This window comes from Alistipes ihumii AP11 (assembly GCF_025144665.1).
Taxonomy (GTDB): domain Bacteria; phylum Bacteroidota; class Bacteroidia; order Bacteroidales; family Rikenellaceae; genus Alistipes_A; species Alistipes_A ihumii.
Genome location: NZ_CP102294.1, coordinates 2659984 through 2678907, shown reverse-complemented (window position 1 = coordinate 2678907; position 18924 = coordinate 2659984). Strand labels below are relative to the sequence as shown.

Here is an 18924-nt window from a genome sequence, read left to right as displayed (position 1 = left end):
TAAATACAACCGTATGGTTTTAACGCAATTGTATTCTTTAGATCAAGCAAAAATCCGAGGCCAATCCCTATAAACACCCTACGAAGTTTATCCTGTTCTGCAACTGTCAGTGCCGGAATCTGATTTTTTTTTCAACTTTTTCATAATAATTTTTTTTAGATTTCTTTACTCACTTAAAGGCTTTTCGAGTTACTCCCTTTCTTCTTGTTTTTGGACCGACTGTATCTTCTGGATTCGTTTGACACGAACATCCTTTGCCGATCTGAAGTTATACTGAATGCTGAAAATCAAAGCGGTCTGGTCGGTCAGGAATCTGCTTCGCGATTGATAGATCTCCTTATCGATTCGATTGGATCGCAATTTGGATACGATCTGATTGGCGCTTAGCTTCAGAAGAAACTTTTTCTTCAGGATATATTGATAAACTTTCGCGCCGATACTGTAAACGGGGAACACCGTCTTATCGTCGATTTTCTCCGCGGTCTCTCCGTAAAAACTGATTTCGCCCCCGGATGTGTTACCGAACGTGAAATAGTTGGTGATATCCGCAAAATAGGCGGTGCTTCGGTATGCTTTTTTGACTCCGGATTCTTCATATCGGGTCTTACGGTTTCTGAGCATCAGATCGGCGGATAGATTCCACCACTTGGTTATGTCGAATTCGCGGGTAAAGCCTGCTATATGCCCGGTAATCGAGGACGAATTCATCGGCATCGAATATTTGACCAACGGATTTTCATCATCGATAAATGTCACATAATGGATCATGTTGGGAATATATTCGTAGTTATAGTAGATATCCCATTTTTTGATCGTTGCGGAAAACTGTACGGCATTGTAAAACGCCGGGGTCAGGTCGGGATTTCCCCGCGTATACGAGTATTCCGACAGGAATCTGACGGTCGAAGAGATCTCATTGAAAGGCATATATTGTATGCCTCGCGTATAGGAAAGGCTGGCCAGCATCGTATCGTCATCGTCCAATGCATAGCTAAGACTGACCGTCGGAAAAAAATGCATATAGCGACGCTCCGTATTTTCATGTCCGATCCGGGAGGTATAATCAATTCCGTCCCATTGGGCACGCAGCCCCAAAGAGTAAGAAAACCGATGGATGGAAGACGAAAAGCTGGTATAAACGGCATATCCGTCACCTTGCAGGCCGAAACGATCGCTCAGCTTGGCATCGTTCACCCAGACTTCATCGTGCAACGAATCGTATTGAGCGATTCGGTTGGTCCGATTCAGATAATAACGGCCGCCGAAAAGCAATTGATGTTTTTTCCGGATAGGGACACTGATATCGATCCGGTTATCGAACATATGAATGCGATCTTGCAGATGATCCTTATTCCGAACGGAATACGGCAATTCTCCCTCGTAATCGTAACGATATGTACGATAAGCGTCGTTTGTGCCCAAAGTGTTTAAATAATCCGACTTGATATTGAGAGAAGCGCCGTCGTCATTGATCTTCCAAAGGTAATTCAAGGTGATCTGATACAAATTATTCCGTCCGCGGGGAGTGCTCGTTGCGGACGAGCTGCCCGACGGCGCGCTTTTATTATACGTCGATATGTACGAAAGCGACGACTCTTCGGAGTCAGAGCGGTCCAGACTCAAATTGAAATTAGCTCCCAGATTATGTCGAGGAGTGATTTCGTATACGATTCCCAAATTGTCGCTTAGTCCGTGACTATGACCGCGACCTCGCGTTCGCATGTCGATCCGGGAAAAGGATTCCGGGTAATAGGAATCGATCGCATAGTCCGACAGCGTCTTAAAATAATCATAATCGACATAATTGTACACATTCCATTTATCGTATTTGTAATTCACAACCGAATTGACACTCTCTCCGCCGATACCGTACCGAGGTCGAACTCTCAGATCGTTCGCAATCGTGCCATATCCGCCTCTGTCGTCCGGGTTATCCAACGTAATCAAAATAACTCCTCCTCTCGATCGGGCGTCATGGGCGCTCCCGGAAACAAAAACGACCTCCACATTCTTGACTAAAGCGGCAGGAATAGCATCCAATTCTTTCTCACTGGACAATTTGCGTCCGTTCACGTAAACCGTCGTCCCGCTTATGCCGTTGATCGAAAGCCCGTTACGGGACGAAACGCCAGGTAGCCGACCTAACGCATCCTTGATATTGACACCTCGGGCAATCGGATTATTTTTCATCGAGACTTTATAACGATCCGCTTGTCGACGAATCCACCGTGGCCCGACGACCAGATCGTCCAGCACATAGTCGCGAGAAGACAAATAAAGCGTATCTGCCGACGATATGCTATGCCGAACCGTCCACGGGAGAAGACGATCGCCATATTGAATATGCGAAATATGCAAAGTATATTCACCCTCGGCAATACCTTTCAATACGAAAGTCCCGTCTTTGCCGGAAACCGCATTCGCAACTAATATCGAATCGTGCTTATACACCATGATATTGGCTGAGGATATTTTCTCTTTCTTTATAGAATCGACAATAACCCCTCTAATTACAGGCTTATTTTGAGCTTGGACAGGACTCACGATTGCCAAAAACAGCAAGCACATGAAACTTAACTCCAAAACATTTCCTTTTTTATGTAAAAACATGTCTTCGACAAATCGAAAAAATCGTCCTGCAAGAGGCTTACTCAAAGTTAATAAGATTTCTCTTACATGCAAATACCACGGAAACAATAAGTTATAAATAATATTTAAAAACAGAAACAACCGATCGTATCTATTGTATAATTTGCGCTGCACGATCCTAATTCTTTACAAGTAAGAAATTTGTGTCTTACGACCGAATATAACCTTGTATTTGTTTGCCCCATTCGGACCCTGACATTTTTTTCATTTAATCATCAACAATATTATATTATATTTTATAGACAACCGCGCATTTTCATTTTCTCACAAAGGGGTTGATAAAAATATTTTTATATTGATTTTCAGTATTTTGACAATCCCCATATCCGAATGTTATTCCTATTCAGTATCATAATGGGTTCGGGAAACCCCGTATGTAAAATTAACATGAATACGCGCGAGATCATGTACCTTTCATATTGGTAACGGTCTCAACACCTAAAGCCGGAAATACATGATCTCCATGGTCGAAACAAATATTCGGACGGCATACTTAATCCGGGCAACTCGGAATATAAAGTTGGCAACATAAAAGAAAAAAGCGTATCTTTATCGAAAATGGCTCAAGCGACATTCGGTTTGGATCCGTTCGAGGACGAAGAATGTTTGGCATGTAATGTTTTCCCTATATGCGGTGGCGGTTGTCCGTTAGACAGACAAAAGAAGAAAATGGGGAAAAGCATAAATTATTGTTCCATCTATAAAACGAGACTGGCCGATATGTTACCCGCCCTTTATAAATGCTATGAACAATAAAAATCCCAACTCTTATGAAACGTTTTCTGCTGTTAGTAGGATATTTGTGTTTTTCCTCCGCATTTGCACCGGCACAGAACTCAACGACGATCAGAGGTTCCGTAAAACTGGCCACGGGGGATTCGGTCGAATACTACCATGTGGTCGTATCGACGCTGAACCGGTCCGACACGGTAGTGCTCGCCGGCGAAATGTTTTTCGAAGATCGTTTCGAGATGAAAGTGCCGGCGCATAATCCTCTGTTCGTAAGCGTGTCGCTGTTAGGCTACCGATCGTCCTCCATCCGTCTCGATTCGACCGCATCGGAAAGCATCGCTCAGGGTCTGGAGTTCGTTCTGAAGCCCGACGCCTTTCATGTTCAAACTGTTACCATAACGGCAAAAAGACCCGCCGTTAAGCTTGAACATGGCAAAATTCTGGTCGATGTTCAAAATTCGACATTGCGCGACGCAGGGAATGTCATGGACATGTTCCGAAGAACTCCGGGAATGATCGCTACCGGCAGGGAGGATTTCAGCGTGATCGGTCGGGGCAAGCCGCTGGTGATCGTCAACGACCGAGAGATCAAAAACTGGGAGGAGCTCGAGGCGATCCGTTCCATCGACATACGCAGCATCGAAGTGGATCGCAACCCTTCGCCCGCCTATACCGCCAAAGCGGTCGTGCGGATTAAAACGACGAAACGCCTGAAGGACGAATTGTCCGTCCAGCTCTCGAACGCACTGAATATGACGCGTAAAATATCCGATAATCCTTCGGTTCGCTTAAGTTTTCGGAAAAAGAGCGTCACCTCCGTGTTGAGTTATAACTATAACCACATCAACAGCAAAATTTTCGAGAGCTCGGAAAAAAACATCATCGATTCGACCGGTGTTTTCAGCAATACCAAACGATATGATTTTCTGAGTCATGTCAACGGGCACCGTTTACTGACAGGCGTCGACGTGACGATCAGTCCCAAAAGCAGTCTCGGATTTCAATATTTTTATAGCGGGACCCGATCCGAGCATACCTCTCGGGGAACCGGAAAGATTATCGGTCGCAACGAGGAGACATTCAAAGATTTCAGTGAAAACCTTTTTCCCGACCGCTCTTTACACAGCGGAACGATCAATTACGTTTACGAAAGGAAGCCGGACAGCCGCCTGATGTTCATTGCCGATTATTCAACCGCGGCCAATACGGAACAGAGCCACATCAAAGAGACGAATCTGACGTCCCATTCGATTCTTAATACGGAGATTCGGAACAAAAGCAAATATCGGATTTATACCGGACATCTGAAGTACAGCTTTTTGCTTCCGTCCCGAATAAAATCCGATGCAGGCGCTCAATTTTCATTCGTCGACAACAATTTCCACTCCTCTACCCGGACGACTTATCTCTCCGACCTGTCGGAACGTACTCGGATCGGCGATCTGACCGCTGCGGGTTACTTGAATCTGAACAGAGCATGGAAGTTCGGAGAATTGGAGGCGGGAATACGATACGAATACGCACGAACTCGGATCGACCAGAATTCGGCCGAAGCGAACGAAGCTGAAGAAGTCGACCGATCTTTCTCGGATTTTCTCCCGAATGCGAATATTTTCATCCATGCGTCCGAGAAACTGAAGGTCCGTGCGAGCTATGCCCGCCGGGTGTCCCGGCCCGGGTTTCGCGAACTGGACCCGTGCATATCTTATGAAGATTCGCTAAGTTACGTGAGCGGAAACCCTTTCGTAAAACCCTCTTATGAGAACGAATGGGTCGTAGGGATCGACTTCAAGGATATGTTATCTTTCTCTATGAGGTACGTAAAGACCAAAGACGCACGGCTGCAAACATACATAAACGATGAGGATAACTCGAATATTCTGATGATGGTACCGATCAACATTCCTCGATCGGAGTCGTTTTATTGCGAGGCTTTTTTCAATTACGCCGCACAGAAATGGAGCTTCAATTGCATGGCCGGATTGGGAGTGCCGAGAGTCAACGTCCCTTTTTTGAACGGCCGTAAATTGGTAAACCACGCGTCATGGGAGTGTGCGGCCAATGTCAACCTGACGTTGAGCAAACATTTTGAGCTATACACAAACTTTTCCTATTCCAGTCCGAGTTATTCGCTCACCACTTACCAATTCGCCTACAACAACCTCACAGTGGGAATGATGGGCTACTTTTGCCAAAGGAAGCTGACCGTCAATATCGAAGGGACGGATCTGTTGGACGGGAGCAATTGGAATAACTGGGAGGATCGGTACCTGAACGTCGTGACGCGTAACAGAGGCAATTTTGACATGCGGGGAGTCAAGGTAGCCGTTTCGTATCTTTTCAACGGAACCGTCAAGGCGTTGAAATCCCGTCGAGGCAATACGGAAATCCTGCAGCGGGCGGATTGACGGGGCCAAGCGTCATTTTTTCAGAACCAAAGCAAAAACGAAAGATACTGTAAGCAGTACAAACGGGGCATATCACACTTTTCCATGCCGAAGACTCGATCGGATTAATGCACAAGGACGAATGTTATATCTTATATTCTTAAATTATATATTTTAAGGCACTTGCTTTCGAGTTTCCGATACTTTCGGTTTTCCCCCCTCATGAAATTCCTTCCTACAGAGAAACTTCAGAATCCGAAGTCTCTCTGTAGGCCAAGGTTATATCGTGCTGATTGACGATCGTGATCCGGTAATTACGTGTCGGTTCCGTCTCGATACAAGCCAACGTAATCGGACGATCATCCTCCAGCTGCTCTGCGGCAAATCGGTATGTAGAGTATCGATCTCTTCACCATCGGGCATCACGGCCTGTACGCGAACCCGTACTCCGGGCTCATAACACCGAGCATGACTCAACCCGTTGATCGAGGGAAATTCGACCGTGCGTACCACCGCCTTTTCGGATAGAGTCACATCAATCCGATAAGGACCATTCTCCGTAGTCGCCCCAAGTTGCACAGGAGCTTCCCCGGTCAATACTTTTGCCCAATCATGCTCGGTATTGCTTTTGACTGTTTCGGGTCGCAAAGGAATTCCTGTATCATCCAAAGGTGTCGGGAACGCAATCACCGCCACATCTCGGTAATCCCTCCAATTCTCCTCTTTGGGAAAAGCTGCCGGCAAAATAATTGCGTCCGGGTCTTTTGCCGTGACATCCGCGCCCGGCTCCATACCAAATGACGCATCGTCTGCTCGGGCCGAATCCACGGCCCTCCCGCCATAGCCCATCCGGGGCCCCCTGCATCGTAAAACGCAGACCCAATCGCTCACACTCTTTTGCGGTATGCCGCACCGCAGCTTCCCATTTAGGACTAAGACAGGCTATCTACTCATCGGTTCCGGGCCAAACGCCGCAAACTGTCCATGAAACAACCGAATTCCGGAAAAACCGGCATCAGCGATAGCTTCCAGATCTTTCGTAATTCCCTCCAAAGAAACATCACCACCGATATAATGGAACCATGTTTCGGGATAGAACACTTTGTCCGGGTTGGCAAAATTCTGATAATCTTTAACACCGAAAGGTTGATGTAATTCATCGAAAGGAGGAACGACAGGAACTTGCGCAGATGAAACGCTCCAACCAAATGAGGTCACCACACAAAACAATCCCCCGAGTAAGGATCGTAATAGGTTCATTTGGTTAGTTAGTTGCAGGGTTAGATTATACAAATATTCAGGTTATTCTTCTTATCAGAAAATCACCATCCGAATACTTGCTTTACTTGTCAAAAACAGTGAAAGTCCGACAATAAAAAGTAAAAAAGATTCACAATAGCCAGGCGCTCACACCGAGCGTCTTTCTATTCGGTGCAAGCAAGCTGTGTTACCTTAAAAACATCTATCTCTGTTCAAAAAAGAGCAGATACAATAGCAACCCGACTACACCCAATGGTTCGCGTACAACCACATCTTCTATCCTCCATAAACGACATGTAATACATACCGCATATCTCCTCGTCTGCAGACCATATAATAGATATGGCGTTAACGCGTGGTTTCCTTGCCGGTAGGTTTGTTGCATCAGGACTGGAAAAATTCCCTAAAATACAGAACCGAAAATCATTTCTCTCGAAACCGATAATCTATTTTTGTACAGAATCGAATATAGACGTCCATATCCGAACTGCCGTGGCCGGTCTGCTATCTTTCAATTAAAGCGACAATAAAACTCGTTATAACAATTCGGGCAAAAACACGGTAAAAATTTGATTTTCAATTTTTATTATCTATATTGTGTAAAGATACAATCGCAAATTCCGCAAAGTATAACTATTATGAAATCCGCCGCCTTCCTACTCGCCTTGGCATTTTGCCACAATCTACCGATCTGCAACGGGCAACAAATCACTCAACAAACAACGGTCACCGTCCTGAATGAAAACGGTTCTCCGGCGGTCAATGCAATCGCGTTCCGGCTGTCCAAAACCGATCTGGCGATACGACAGACCGTAATGGCCGACAGTGCGGGGCGGATCGTATTTCCGGGAAACGTCGATTTCGGCAAAGAGTTCGTCAAAATCACCGCATTCGGATATAAAGACATAGACATAACGGACGGCAGTCCATCGGAACCATTGAAAGTCGTATTCGCTCCGTTGTCGGTCCGTCTCGACGAATTTGTGGTTTCAGTCGAACAGAATACCGTTCAGAAAAGCGACAGACTGGTATTCAACATAGCCGGCACGAATCTGGCAAAGGGGAACAACATATACGAGGTATTGAAATTCGCTCCGCTGGTAAAAGAAGAAAACAGGCAACTGTCCATCATCGGCAAGGAATCGACTCTTTTATATATCAACGGACGGAAAACCAATGTTCCTGCCGAATCCATGAATGCCTATCTGAGGGGTATCCCCGCAGAAAATATCGCTAAGATCGAAGTCATAACGAATCCGGGAACCACTTTGCGGGACTCCGGCAATACGGGCATTATCAACATAGAACTCAAAAAGAACGAGAACGACGGCGTGAGGGGAAGTCTCTATGTCGAGGACGTTCAGCGTAAGAACAATTCCCAGTACGGAAGCCTCTATCTCGACATGCAAAAGAAAAATCTGAATGTGACCGCAGGCCTCTACGTCAACCATTCCATTCAAGATGCCGTCAACGATACCGATTACGACTATTTCAATTCGGGAGACAAAGAACGCCTGCACGAGAACAACAATACCCGGAGCCTGATGACGGGAGGGAACGTGAGAGCAGACTATCGGATAAACCCAAACCATACGGTAGGCATGGGGTTCGACGCCTTTCATACTGAAGGAAAAAACAGAATGTTATCGGATATCTATTATGGAAAACTGAATTCTCCCTCCATCGACTCGGTCTATTATTCCGACAACAGAACGGATGCTCCCGTGTCGAGATATGCCGTCAACCTGAACTACCGAGGGAAAATGTCCGAAAACGATTGGCTGACCATCGACTTGGACTATCTGCGGAACGACCGGGATAATACCGTTTTCAACAGCTATTTTCTGCACAATGCAGAGGAACAGGTTTTGCGATCGAGATTCGAACAGTCGGGAACGGATGCCTTGAACAGCTATTCCGGCAAAATCGAATACAAGCACGATTTCAATGCCAAGCACAGCCTGACGGCCGGATTCGAAGGCACCCGCACCGATTCCGAATCGGATTTTTACTATACTTCCGTCGTCGACGACCAATATATTCCCGACACGGGGAAAAACAATTTCTTCTCCTATCGAGAGACTTATATTGCGGGATTCCTCTCTTACAGTTGGCGAATCAACGACAAGTGGTCGGGAATAGTCGGTGCCCGTCTCGAAAATGTCGATGCCCGCGGCAACCAAAAAGCGACAGGAGACAAAATTACCAGACACGACCTGAATCTTATTCCTTCCCTATCCGTCATGTTCGCTCCGAATGCGAACCACCGGTTGTCTTATAACTTGTTTTCGATAGCGGCCCGGCCCGGATATTACTCTCTGAATCCTTTCGTCTTTTGGCTGAATCCTACGACCTACAAGGAGTTCAATCCCGACCTAAAAACAGCCCGGATGTACTCCAACGGTCTGACATATACGCTCAAAGGCGCCTATACTTTCCTGTTCAGTTACATGTATGTGGCCGACTGTACCAATAACTTTCAGATTCCGGTCGACGGCAAATACACAAAGCTGAAAAACCTCAACTACGGGGACCTGCATTCCTTCAGCTTAGGTTTCAACTGGAACAAATCCCTGCTGAATGACTACTGGTACGTCAAAATTGCCGCCAACGGAAATTACAGAAGGGATAAAGGACATGCGGAATCGTTGGTTATCGACAATTCGGATTTCTATTACGACGCATCGATTTTCTCGAATATCGTACTTTCCAAGAAAAGCAACTGGAGCGTGACGGTCAATGCCTCTTACACGGGAAAAATGAAACTCGCTTACATGGAGATCGATCCCAAAGTACGTCTTTCGCTGGGTGTCAAAAAGATCATTACGCAGGATTGGGTGATAAATTTCGGGGTGAACAACTTGTTTCTCAACAGGAGTACGACAGAACAGACATACGACATTTACAGATTCCTGACCAAAGCCAAATACTATTCGACCGAAGCATTCGTAAACCTTTCCTACTCTTTCGGCAACAAGAAAAGCTCCGGAGCGCAGCACAGAAGAAATTCATCGCAGGAAACCACACTGAGACTGAAAGAATAATAGGCCACTGTCTTCAATACACCGAACATATTCGCACCCGGAAGAATCATGACATTTGTCAGCCGCGGCTTGCGGCCGGCGATCGCGTATCCTCGAATAGGCCGCTGCCATGAAGTTTTCTCCGACGGAATCCCGTACGGGGGAACCGGAAACATCGGGAACCCGGAGGAGCGGGATACCTGTTCCCGTTCTTCCGACGAAACAAAGCACCGATGAAACGGAAAATAAAGTCATTTTATCGAGTCAGCGGTCCGCTCTTCAGGCAGTTCGACGCCGTCGCAATACTCCGTCACAAAACGGCGGTTTTCCCCGAGCGCATAGGGATAGTCGTCGGTATGTTCGATGCGGTTGTCATCCGTAAAAACGAACCCGTCGACACAATAAAGATTGACGATTCGGGGATCGAAACCCCGGAATACATTGTTCTCAATCCGAATATTCCGGTGATACCGGCTCTGCCGACGCTCGGGAATGCCGCTTCCTACGGCTATGCAGGCATTTCCCCAGCCCAAACTGCCGTAATTGCAATTCTCGAACACGTTATCGCGTATCGACACGTCGCGCACCCCGGACTGCTCGAACCAGTAATTGCCGTCGCCCTCGAACAGAACAGCGGCCCCGGCTATATGGAAGTAATTGCGCTCGATAACGATCCGTCCCCGGGAGCCGAGCAAGAGCCCGCGCGCCCGGTTTCCCGACATCCGGCAACCGCGAACGAGGACTTCGGGATAATCCTCATCGGCTGCAATCAAATGACTTTTGCCTGCACGTTCGGGCAAAGGCTCGGCAAATTTCACTTCCGTATAGTTTTTATTGATCCGATTCACGCTCTCGACCGTAAGATGCGCATAAGTCTCGAGATTCATGTTATCGACTACCTCGACACGCATTCCCGGAACGAGAAAATCCACGCCATACTGCCCTGCATGTCCCCAACGCAACAGCGCTCTGTCCGGAGCCGTAATGCTGTCGACAGGCATATACAAGCCATGAATATTCGTAGCATCGTCTTTCTGATTCTCGAACGTACAATCGAGCAGACGAATATACCCGCCGCAATTGACAAAATGAGTAGCGTCGGCCGTAATGCTGATCACGCGCCCTTTCCCGGGAGCAGGAACGACACGGAGCCGATGAAGTTCGATATCGCGGCTACGCTGCGCGATTACCCCCATGCCCCCGCAATGGTAAAGGTTTACGTCGCGGATCGCGATGCCCTCCGAATCGGAAATCGTAAATCCGGGATTAAGGCGTCGGGCCGCGCCGAAGACCATGACGTTGCCGATGCCGGCTTTCAGATCGTCCCGAAATATCCGAACCAGTCCGCCGGGTTGCTGCCGGGCTACGATCGTATGCTTCGCGAGCCAATAATCGTCCACATGAAAAGCCGGTTCTCTCTTCACGGCATCGAATTCCAGCAAACTGGAAAACGGATATACCGTACCTTCGTCGTCGAGAAAGCGCAGGCATCCGTCCGACAAGTCACAAACGTACTCTCCGGGAAACTCCACATCCAGCCATCCGGGACCCGCCGCCCGAACGATACCTTCGGAGTGGAACGTTCGGGTATAATCGATCGAAAGGTCGCGGATCGTCACATTGCGGCATCGTTCCAAGTTAAACGGCGAGATAAAGCCGGAGAAGAGAAGCTTCGTGCCGGCTCCTTCGATCGTAAAATCCCGCATGCCTTCCAGATCGAAGGCGATCCGTTTCAGACTCTCGTCGTTGTTGCTTATGAACTGATATTTTTCTTCGGCCCGGTCCGGACGCAACCTCAGTTCGCCGCCCGGCAATACGAGACGGGACGCACCGGTCTTCGCACAGTATGCCACTGCCGCCCGTATCGCCGGAACAGCATCGCTTTCGGCCGATGCAGAATCGAGAAAGTCGCTCAAATAAACGTCGCCGCCATTCGTCGAGACATTGCAGCCTGTCAACAGACAGAGGGAAGCCGCCAAAAGGGCCCGAAATGTCGTTTTCATAATTTTGGGTTCACTGAAACATAATACAAACGCCTCCGAATCGGATGCAAGAACGTTGCATCGGGTTCACCCCCTACACATCTCTCCTTCGGTATCCGCGCCGAGCATGCCGTACGGCCATGCTATAGATTTCGACGCCGAACGCACGATCCGCGGGAAAATCCGCAACGGGGAATCTCCGAAGCCGCACGAGCGGACGTCAACTGTTACCCGAACAATTTCGGGCAACAGTTGACGTAAACGCCCGACACACATCCTTCACATCGTTCAAAAATACCTATTTTCGACAACAAGACAACCTTCCTGCGTCGTTATTGCCTTCATCCATACGTCGTCCTCGCCGAAAAAAACGGTAAAACGGAGGTACCCCGCCATTCTTCCGGCATAATTCACTTATGCGACGACACAATCATGAGGCCGAAAGCTCAAGCTGTTCTTCCACGACGGACAATCAATACATAAAACACGAATTAGTAATATTCGAATAACACAAAGCAAATTGCATGTATCGAAAAATTACGATCCGACAATTAAGTTAAGGAGCCTTGCTTAATCAGCTCTCTCCGCTTCACGCCATCACTCGGAATCACTCCGCATCTTCCTGCTTCAGCCTGTCTTCCAACTGAAAATAATTCCTCACGAAATAGACCCACGAATCCAGCTTGTCGTACAAATCGGTCGGGCGAGGAAAGGGAATACGGCAGTCCGGCGCAATGCCGATGTTGTCGATCGGATGATCCGGCAAGTCGAGCGACCGGGTCATCGGAAGAACCAGTTCGTATCTCCCCGACGGCAAAGTGTGGGGTACGGCATTGGAATAATCCAGTATCCCGGCCGTGTGCTCGTTCCCGAACAAAGTCACTTTGGCGCTATTTTTCGCAAACAGCAAAAATCGTTCGGCAGCCGAGGCATTCGACTTATCGATCAAAATACCCACCCTGCGCGGGTATGCATATACCGTATCGTAGACGACCGTATCCGATTCGCCCTGATCATACGGATGGATGACAAAACCGCCACGGTGCTTTTTCATTTCCCGGATCAGGGCTTTCGTCCAAGCGATACCTTCTTCACCCCCTACTATATCGCCCTCTTTCAATGCCGTTTCGAATTCCTCGATATTTCCCGCCGAAGCGTACCACTCCACACCTTTGAGTACGAAAGGATGGGTGTACAAAAGAGGAAGAAGCGCTTCATAAGCCGAACTCCGTCCTCCCCTATTCCCTCTGAGATCGATGATAAAATAGGGGCATCTTCGTATATCGTCCCGATACCATGTCAACATCTCTTCGATGCGTTCTTTATCATAATCATAAAAACCCGGAATCCGCATAAAGAAGGTACTGTCGTCGAGTACGCTGGCCATTATATAATTGTTCCGACCGTTCGGACAAGACGGGATAAAAGTGTATGTCACGGCCTGATCGTAAATATCGTCATTCGACTTCCGCGTAAAACGATGATTCGAATGGTGTATTTCCAGTATCTTCCGATTCATTCTGAGCAACGCAAGACTTTTTTTAGGGAAACCCGGGGCGACTCCTTTCGCAGTGAAAGCGAATATCGTGTCAGCGAGCGGAGTAAAATTGAAAAAGCCCTCGTCATCAGACAAAAACACTCCATCGAAGGAATTCGTATCGGCTGCGGACCTCAGTATGGCGATCTCTTCCCCGAAATTCGACACCCAAAGTCCTTCCAGGTTCTGAGAATCGCTGTTCTTCCGCATCAGAGAATCCCTGTCGATACGATGAACGGGAATCGTCACCGACTCGCTCTGCGGAGCCGAAGAACCGCCGAGCCAGCCCATCCGTAAGTGTCCGTCCCTGAAATAGCTCGTATATTCACTGAAATAGTAAAAAGAGGAATCAGGATGCAGCTCCAGCTTATGACGAATCCGATCCTCCAAAGCAAAAAGAGCCGGCGTGACTTTCGCTTCATATCCCGGATAGTCGTTCCGTATCTTCTCGACGAGAAACTCAAAATCTCGAATGGAAACATGTTGTTGGGAGAATGAACAATACGAAACAAGAACAAAACAGACTGTTAACCAAGCACATCGTTTCATAGCAAAAAGATTTAGGTGATTAAATGTTGGGAAAGGATCCTATTCCGAATTATTTGTCTTTTCAATACGCGGTCACGTCGAGGTCAGACAGAAGCCGAACGATACGGAATCCGGAGAAAACGGGTCCCGGCGCTGCTCCGGCCGAATTTCATTTTCATGGTTTTCGTATCGGACACTATCGTTGCCACTTCGATATCGCAACCGCTCTTTCGCAAGCAGATCGGGCATTCCGTTACGGCCGTCCTCGAAAAAAGCTGCTATTTCGAATTTCGACGTTTCGTACCCGATACAGGAAGAGACCGTGCTATCGGAACGAATCAGGCTGTCGGGAAACGGCAAACGAAATATGCACCGACGCTTTTTCATATACTATCGATCATTCTCTGCCGTATCCGGCGGTGTCATAAAGATAATTAAATTTTCGTTTCCCGCAAAAAGCTGCACATCAATCTATCTGGAATAATCAAAACAGCCGAACCCGAAAGTTCGGCTGTCGTTTTTCGGTGCGAAGCCAATCGCCGGTACGGAACGGTCCGGTAATCGGTCGGGCCTCGGCCCGTTCGTTTTCCCCGGGCCCCGTAACGGACTCCGCTACTTCGCACGGTCCGAAAGATAGTCCTTGACTACGTTGTAATACGCGTCCGGGCTTTCGTCGCCGGGATAACGCTTGTAGGCATTGCGGCTCTCGCGGGTATCGGCTATGCCCCAGAATATCGCGTCGCAGGTGTCGTCGTACGACCCGAAAACGCAGTATTCGGTCGCCTCGCCGGCCCACACGACCTTTTCCTCCCACTCCTGCAACGTACTGCGTTTCCACTGCGTCGGAGCGACTCCCTCGTTGGGGCAGACGAAACGCACCTTGTTGTCCGAGCTGGAGGAGCGGTTGCGGTAGCCCCAGCCGTCGGTCGCCGTGAAGTTCATCGGGGAATTGACCTGACAGGTCCCGATGCGGAACTTGGCCAGGTAATTCTTCTCGTGCTCCGGCGCGGCATCGTACATTTTCCAGAAATCCTCGCCCATATAGAAAACCACCAGCATCGGGCGATCGTCCCCATAGCCGTACTTGCGGTAAACATCCTTCTGAGCCCACGACTTCCAGATGCGCTCGGCTATCCCGTTCCAGTAGGCCAGCGTATGCGCGGCCGGATTGCCGATAAACATGACGAAACGCATGCCCAGCTCCTCGCAGACCTGCTCGATCGTCGCGATCTGATCTTTGGTCTCGGTCTCCCACAGCGCATTCTCGCCCGGCTGGCAGCCGGGCCAGCTGGCCGGAGTCTCGGCCCATTGGCTGGGATTCGTCAAATCGATGATGACATCGTTGATACCGGCCTGCTGAATCGTGGAAAGAATGGCCCGGGCATGGTCGATATTCCTGTAATCGTGGTTCGTGATCCACTCGTCGCCCACCTTGAATCGGATAACGCCCTCGTTGGAGCTGCGGCAGCAGATCAGAATGTGCGTCATCGGGACGGGTCCTTTCGATGCGGATTTTTTTTCGGTCTTGCCCGTGCATCCCGCGCCGGCCAGCGCGGCGAAAAGCAGGCAAAGCGTCGCCAGTTTCTTCATGTCTGAATGCTTTTAGGGTTGACAGTTCGGTTTCCACTCCCGCCGCACGACAAAACGGACGCGCTCCCGGACACGGCCGTCCTCGCAACAGGCGGGCTTTCGTGGGGCAAAGATAGTCATTTCGCCCGGAATCGGACGCGATTTCTCGGATCGAACAAACGAAAAGCCCGTCTCCGTTCCCGGATCGGGCTTTTCGCCGAAAGCATCGCCACAGACAGCATCATTCGCTTTTCAGATTCCTAACCGGGTCCTCGCCGGCCGCCTTCCACGTCCGATAGATCACGCAGGCCGTGACGACCAGACCGACGCCCGCACCGCCGGCGACGAAAATCCACAGGCTCAAAGGTGCCTTCTCGGCGAACTGCCGCATCCAGAACTCCGAGACAAAGAAAGAGACGGCACATCCCAGCACGACGGCCGGCAACGCGACCCGCAGGATGTCCGAAAGGAAAATACGCAGGATTTCCCGCAGTGTGGCTCCGTGCACCTTGCGCACGGCCAGTTCTTTGCGACGGCGGCCGGTCTCGTCGTCCGTGTAGCCGATCAGTCCGATCAACGAAATAAGCAGCGTGACGATGCCGCCGATCAAGACCTGATCCCTGAACTTCCGCGAATCGCCGTACAGATTCGCCATGGCCGACGAATAAAGCGTCAGCTGCAAGTCGCCGTCCGGTATCAGCTCCTGCAGTTTCGCACGGACCCGATTCACCGATTCGGCCGTTACCGCGCGCAGTTTGATCAACAACATCGGAGAAGGCTTGCTATCGTAAAACAGCACGGACGGACGCGGGTCCATACCGTTCAGCGATCCGATGCGGTAATTCTCGTACACGCCGCAGATCGTGTAATCGCAAGGCTCATGTCCCGTAATGGAAATCATCTTGCCGACCGGGCCGTCCGTCCAGTCCGCGAAATCCTTCATCCGTTCGACGAACGACCGGCTGACCATGATTTCCGTCGAGCCCGATACGTCCTCGGTAAAAAAGCGTCCGTCGACGAGAGGTATTTCCATCAGTTCGAGGAATCCGCCGCCGACCGCGTACTGGTCGGCCACGTTGAAACACTCCCAGTCCGAGCCCGGCAGCATGATGTTGTTCCCCGCCATGCCATGCAACGGCAGACAGCTGCAGGAAGAGACCCACTCCACCTCGGGCAGCTTCCCGATCTCTTCGACGATCCGGACGCGGGTCGCCGAATCCTGTCCGGAAACCGGACAGAAAGCCAGCCGGTCGAACGAGTATCCCGGGTCGCTGTCGAGCATGAAACGATGCTGCCGGCCGATCGCGATCAGCAGCGAAACCAGCAGTCCGGCGGCCGCAAACTGCAGGAACAGCAGAGACAGCTTCCATATCCGCCTGCTCTCCCTGGAACGACGGAAAGCGGAAGTTACCGGAATCCGGGCGAAAAGAATTCCCGGCACGAGTCCCGTGACCAGAAATACGGCAGCGCAGACGCCCAGCAGGACGACGGCCCCTTCCGACAGCAGCAAGGTCTCGGGAGAAACGCCCAGCAGGTCCTCGATCAGGCCGCGGCACAGAAAGATCAGCACGATCGCCAGAACCACCGAGACGGCCATGTGCAGCAGCGTCTCGGTCATCGTCAGTCGCAGCACGTCGCTTCCCGAAGCGCCGTACGACTTGTGCAGGGCGATCTCCTTGGACCGACCGGCGAGCGACGAAAGCGCGATCAGGATATAGTTCATCATCGCGGTAAACAGCAGAGCGGAAGCCAGAATCGTCAGCATCACGAACATGTTCCGGACGTCGCTCGTGCCGGCGTGCATCTCTCGCAGCGGCTTCATCGAAAATAGCAGACTCGCCCCGGCCTTTCGCATCTCCTCGCTATCGATGTGCTTGTCGATCATCCGACGGATCGCCGGATCCAGACCCTCAGGCGTCACTCCCGGCGCCAACCGGACGTACCCCAGATAGCGATCGTTCCCGACCCAGTTGTTCCGGCTCCACTCGGCCATGCCTTCCAGCGACACCAGAATATCGTAGCGAAGGTGCGAGTTTTCCGGCACGTCCTCGAACACGCCGCCCACGATCCACCTCGAACCGGGATCGTCCACCGGCACGAGGACTTCTCCTTCGACCCGGTCGATCCCCCCGAGCCTCTCGGCCAGCGAACGCGATATCATCGCATAGCCCGGACGGGCGAGCACCTTTTTCGGATCGCCCGACAGAACGGGACGCGGCAACACGTCGAACAGGCAACTGTCGGCCATCAGCACGTTATCGGCCAAGTAGCGCCGCTTGTCGCCGGCCGTGATCCGGGTTCCCTTTCCGGTTACGTAGGTCAGACGCGTAGCAGCCTCGATGCCTGGGACCTCTTCTTTCATGGCAGGCGCTACGGCTCCCGGCGTCTGGGAAAACTCAAAAGGATCGCCTCCGTTCATCGAGCCGTATTCGACCAGCCGGTACACCCGCTCTACGTCCGGATAGAACGAATCGAACGACCGCTCGAAACAGATTTTGGCAATCAGTATCAGCGCGACGGCCAATCCGACACTCAGCGAAACGATTCTCGTCACGTTGTGGCGCCCTTGCTTAAAAAGCGAGCGTAAAGCGATGTTCAGGTTTCTCATGGCTCCATAGGATTTGATTTCACGGAAAGTATTATATTTCGGACTTTATGGAATAAAAAGCATACCACAAATACAACAAATTAAAAACAAACGATTTACCCCTATCCGTCTATTTTTTGCGTGTCTTATTTTTTGACACCTGTGTCGAATAATTAGACATGTAGCGGACTTCGGCCCGATCCCGTCCGGAACGGAAGAAACCGCGCGCGGCCCGGTCGGCACAGGAGAGGGCAGATCAGATAAGCCGCGTCCGAAAAACGCTCCGCCGTCAGAGTTTTTTTATCACCCGGCACGGATTGCCGACCGCCACGCAATCGGCAGGGACGGAACGCGTCACCACGCTCCCCGCGCCTGTCACGCCGTTTTTCCCGTACTCGCAGCGGAAGTCGATATCGATATGGACGTGCTCACCCATCCCTCCCAACATATCTTTCAAAATCGACTTCCTCCTCTCGGCGTCGGCAAAGTCCGCAGCGTCGAGCCGCATCGGCAGCCGTCCGGTCTCCAACGCCATCTCCGCAAGCTCTTTTTGCCCTTCCCCGTCGAGCACCTCTTTGTCCATATATTTTCGACATTCCGCCTTCACATGCAAATCACTGACACACAGACTATTTCTCTCCAAAACAAAAGCAAAGAAAGCGCAATATGA

General features: G+C 50.1%; 11 protein-coding genes. 3 read left to right on the top strand and 8 right to left on the bottom strand.

From position 1 onward, the window contains the following. Window positions 1-189: 189 nt before the first annotated feature. The gene (locus NQ491_RS10800; RefSeq protein ID WP_147524823.1) at window positions 190-2655 is read right to left on the bottom strand and encodes an outer membrane beta-barrel family protein; all 2466 of its coding nucleotides are present in this window, start codon (window positions 2653-2655) and stop codon (window positions 190-192) included. Between the two features lie 552 nt (window positions 2656-3207). Between NQ491_RS10800 and NQ491_RS11325 the strand changes: the two genes are divergently transcribed. Next, complete coding sequence (locus NQ491_RS11325) at window positions 3208-3405, top strand: SPASM domain-containing protein (RefSeq protein WP_074431114.1); 198 nt, start codon at window positions 3208-3210, stop codon at window positions 3403-3405. A gap of 14 nt (window positions 3406-3419) precedes the next feature. Next, window positions 3420-5789 carry an outer membrane beta-barrel family protein gene (locus NQ491_RS10795; protein WP_081587402.1) on the top strand — a complete coding sequence of 790 codons (2370 nt, stop codon included), beginning with the start codon at window positions 3420-3422 and terminating at the stop codon, window positions 5787-5789. Between the two features lie 665 nt (window positions 5790-6454). Here NQ491_RS10795 and NQ491_RS11320 read toward each other — a convergent pair. Next, the gene (locus tag NQ491_RS11320) at window positions 6455-6610 is read right to left on the bottom strand and encodes a hypothetical protein (protein WP_147524824.1); all 156 of its coding nucleotides are present in this window, start codon (window positions 6608-6610) and stop codon (window positions 6455-6457) included. 100 nt (window positions 6611-6710) lie between these two features. Beyond that, window positions 6711-7028 carry a glycosyl hydrolase gene (locus NQ491_RS10790; RefSeq protein WP_147524825.1) on the bottom strand — a complete coding sequence of 106 codons (318 nt, stop codon included), beginning with the start codon at window positions 7026-7028 and terminating at the stop codon, window positions 6711-6713. A gap of 815 nt (window positions 7029-7843) precedes the next feature. Here NQ491_RS10790 and NQ491_RS10785 point away from each other — a divergent pair. Continuing rightward, a complete protein-coding gene (locus NQ491_RS10785; RefSeq protein ID WP_019245530.1) occupies window positions 7844-10072 on the top strand; it encodes a TonB-dependent receptor domain-containing protein in 2229 nt (742 codons plus the stop codon). Window positions 10073-10302: 230 nt separating this feature from the next. Here the strand turns inward: NQ491_RS10785 and NQ491_RS10780 are convergent, their stop codons facing one another. The 5 genes from NQ491_RS10780 to NQ491_RS10760 all read right to left on the bottom strand — a co-directional run bounded on the left by NQ491_RS10780 (window position 10303) and on the right by NQ491_RS10760 (window position 18861). Further along, a complete protein-coding gene (locus tag NQ491_RS10780) occupies window positions 10303-12054 on the bottom strand; it encodes an alpha-1,3-galactosidase-related protein (RefSeq protein WP_019245531.1) in 1752 nt (583 codons plus the stop codon). A gap of 586 nt (window positions 12055-12640) precedes the next feature. Next, window positions 12641-14119 (bottom strand): S41 family peptidase, encoded by a 1479-nt coding sequence (locus tag NQ491_RS10775; protein ID WP_074431115.1) that lies wholly within the window; start codon window positions 14117-14119, stop codon window positions 12641-12643. A 591-nt stretch (window positions 14120-14710) separates the two neighbouring features. Next, window positions 14711-15688 (bottom strand): hypothetical protein, encoded by a 978-nt coding sequence (locus tag NQ491_RS10770; RefSeq protein WP_019245536.1) that lies wholly within the window; start codon window positions 15686-15688, stop codon window positions 14711-14713. Window positions 15689-15908: 220 nt separating this feature from the next. Beyond that, window positions 15909-18275: an ABC transporter permease gene (locus NQ491_RS10765; protein ID WP_019245538.1), complete on the bottom strand. Its 2367-nt coding sequence runs from the start codon at window positions 18273-18275 to the stop codon at window positions 15909-15911. Window positions 18276-18543: 268 nt separating this feature from the next. Further along, complete coding sequence (locus NQ491_RS10760; RefSeq protein ID WP_390620800.1) at window positions 18544-18861, bottom strand: LbetaH domain-containing protein; 318 nt, start codon at window positions 18859-18861, stop codon at window positions 18544-18546. Window positions 18862-18924: the final 63 nt, after the last annotated feature.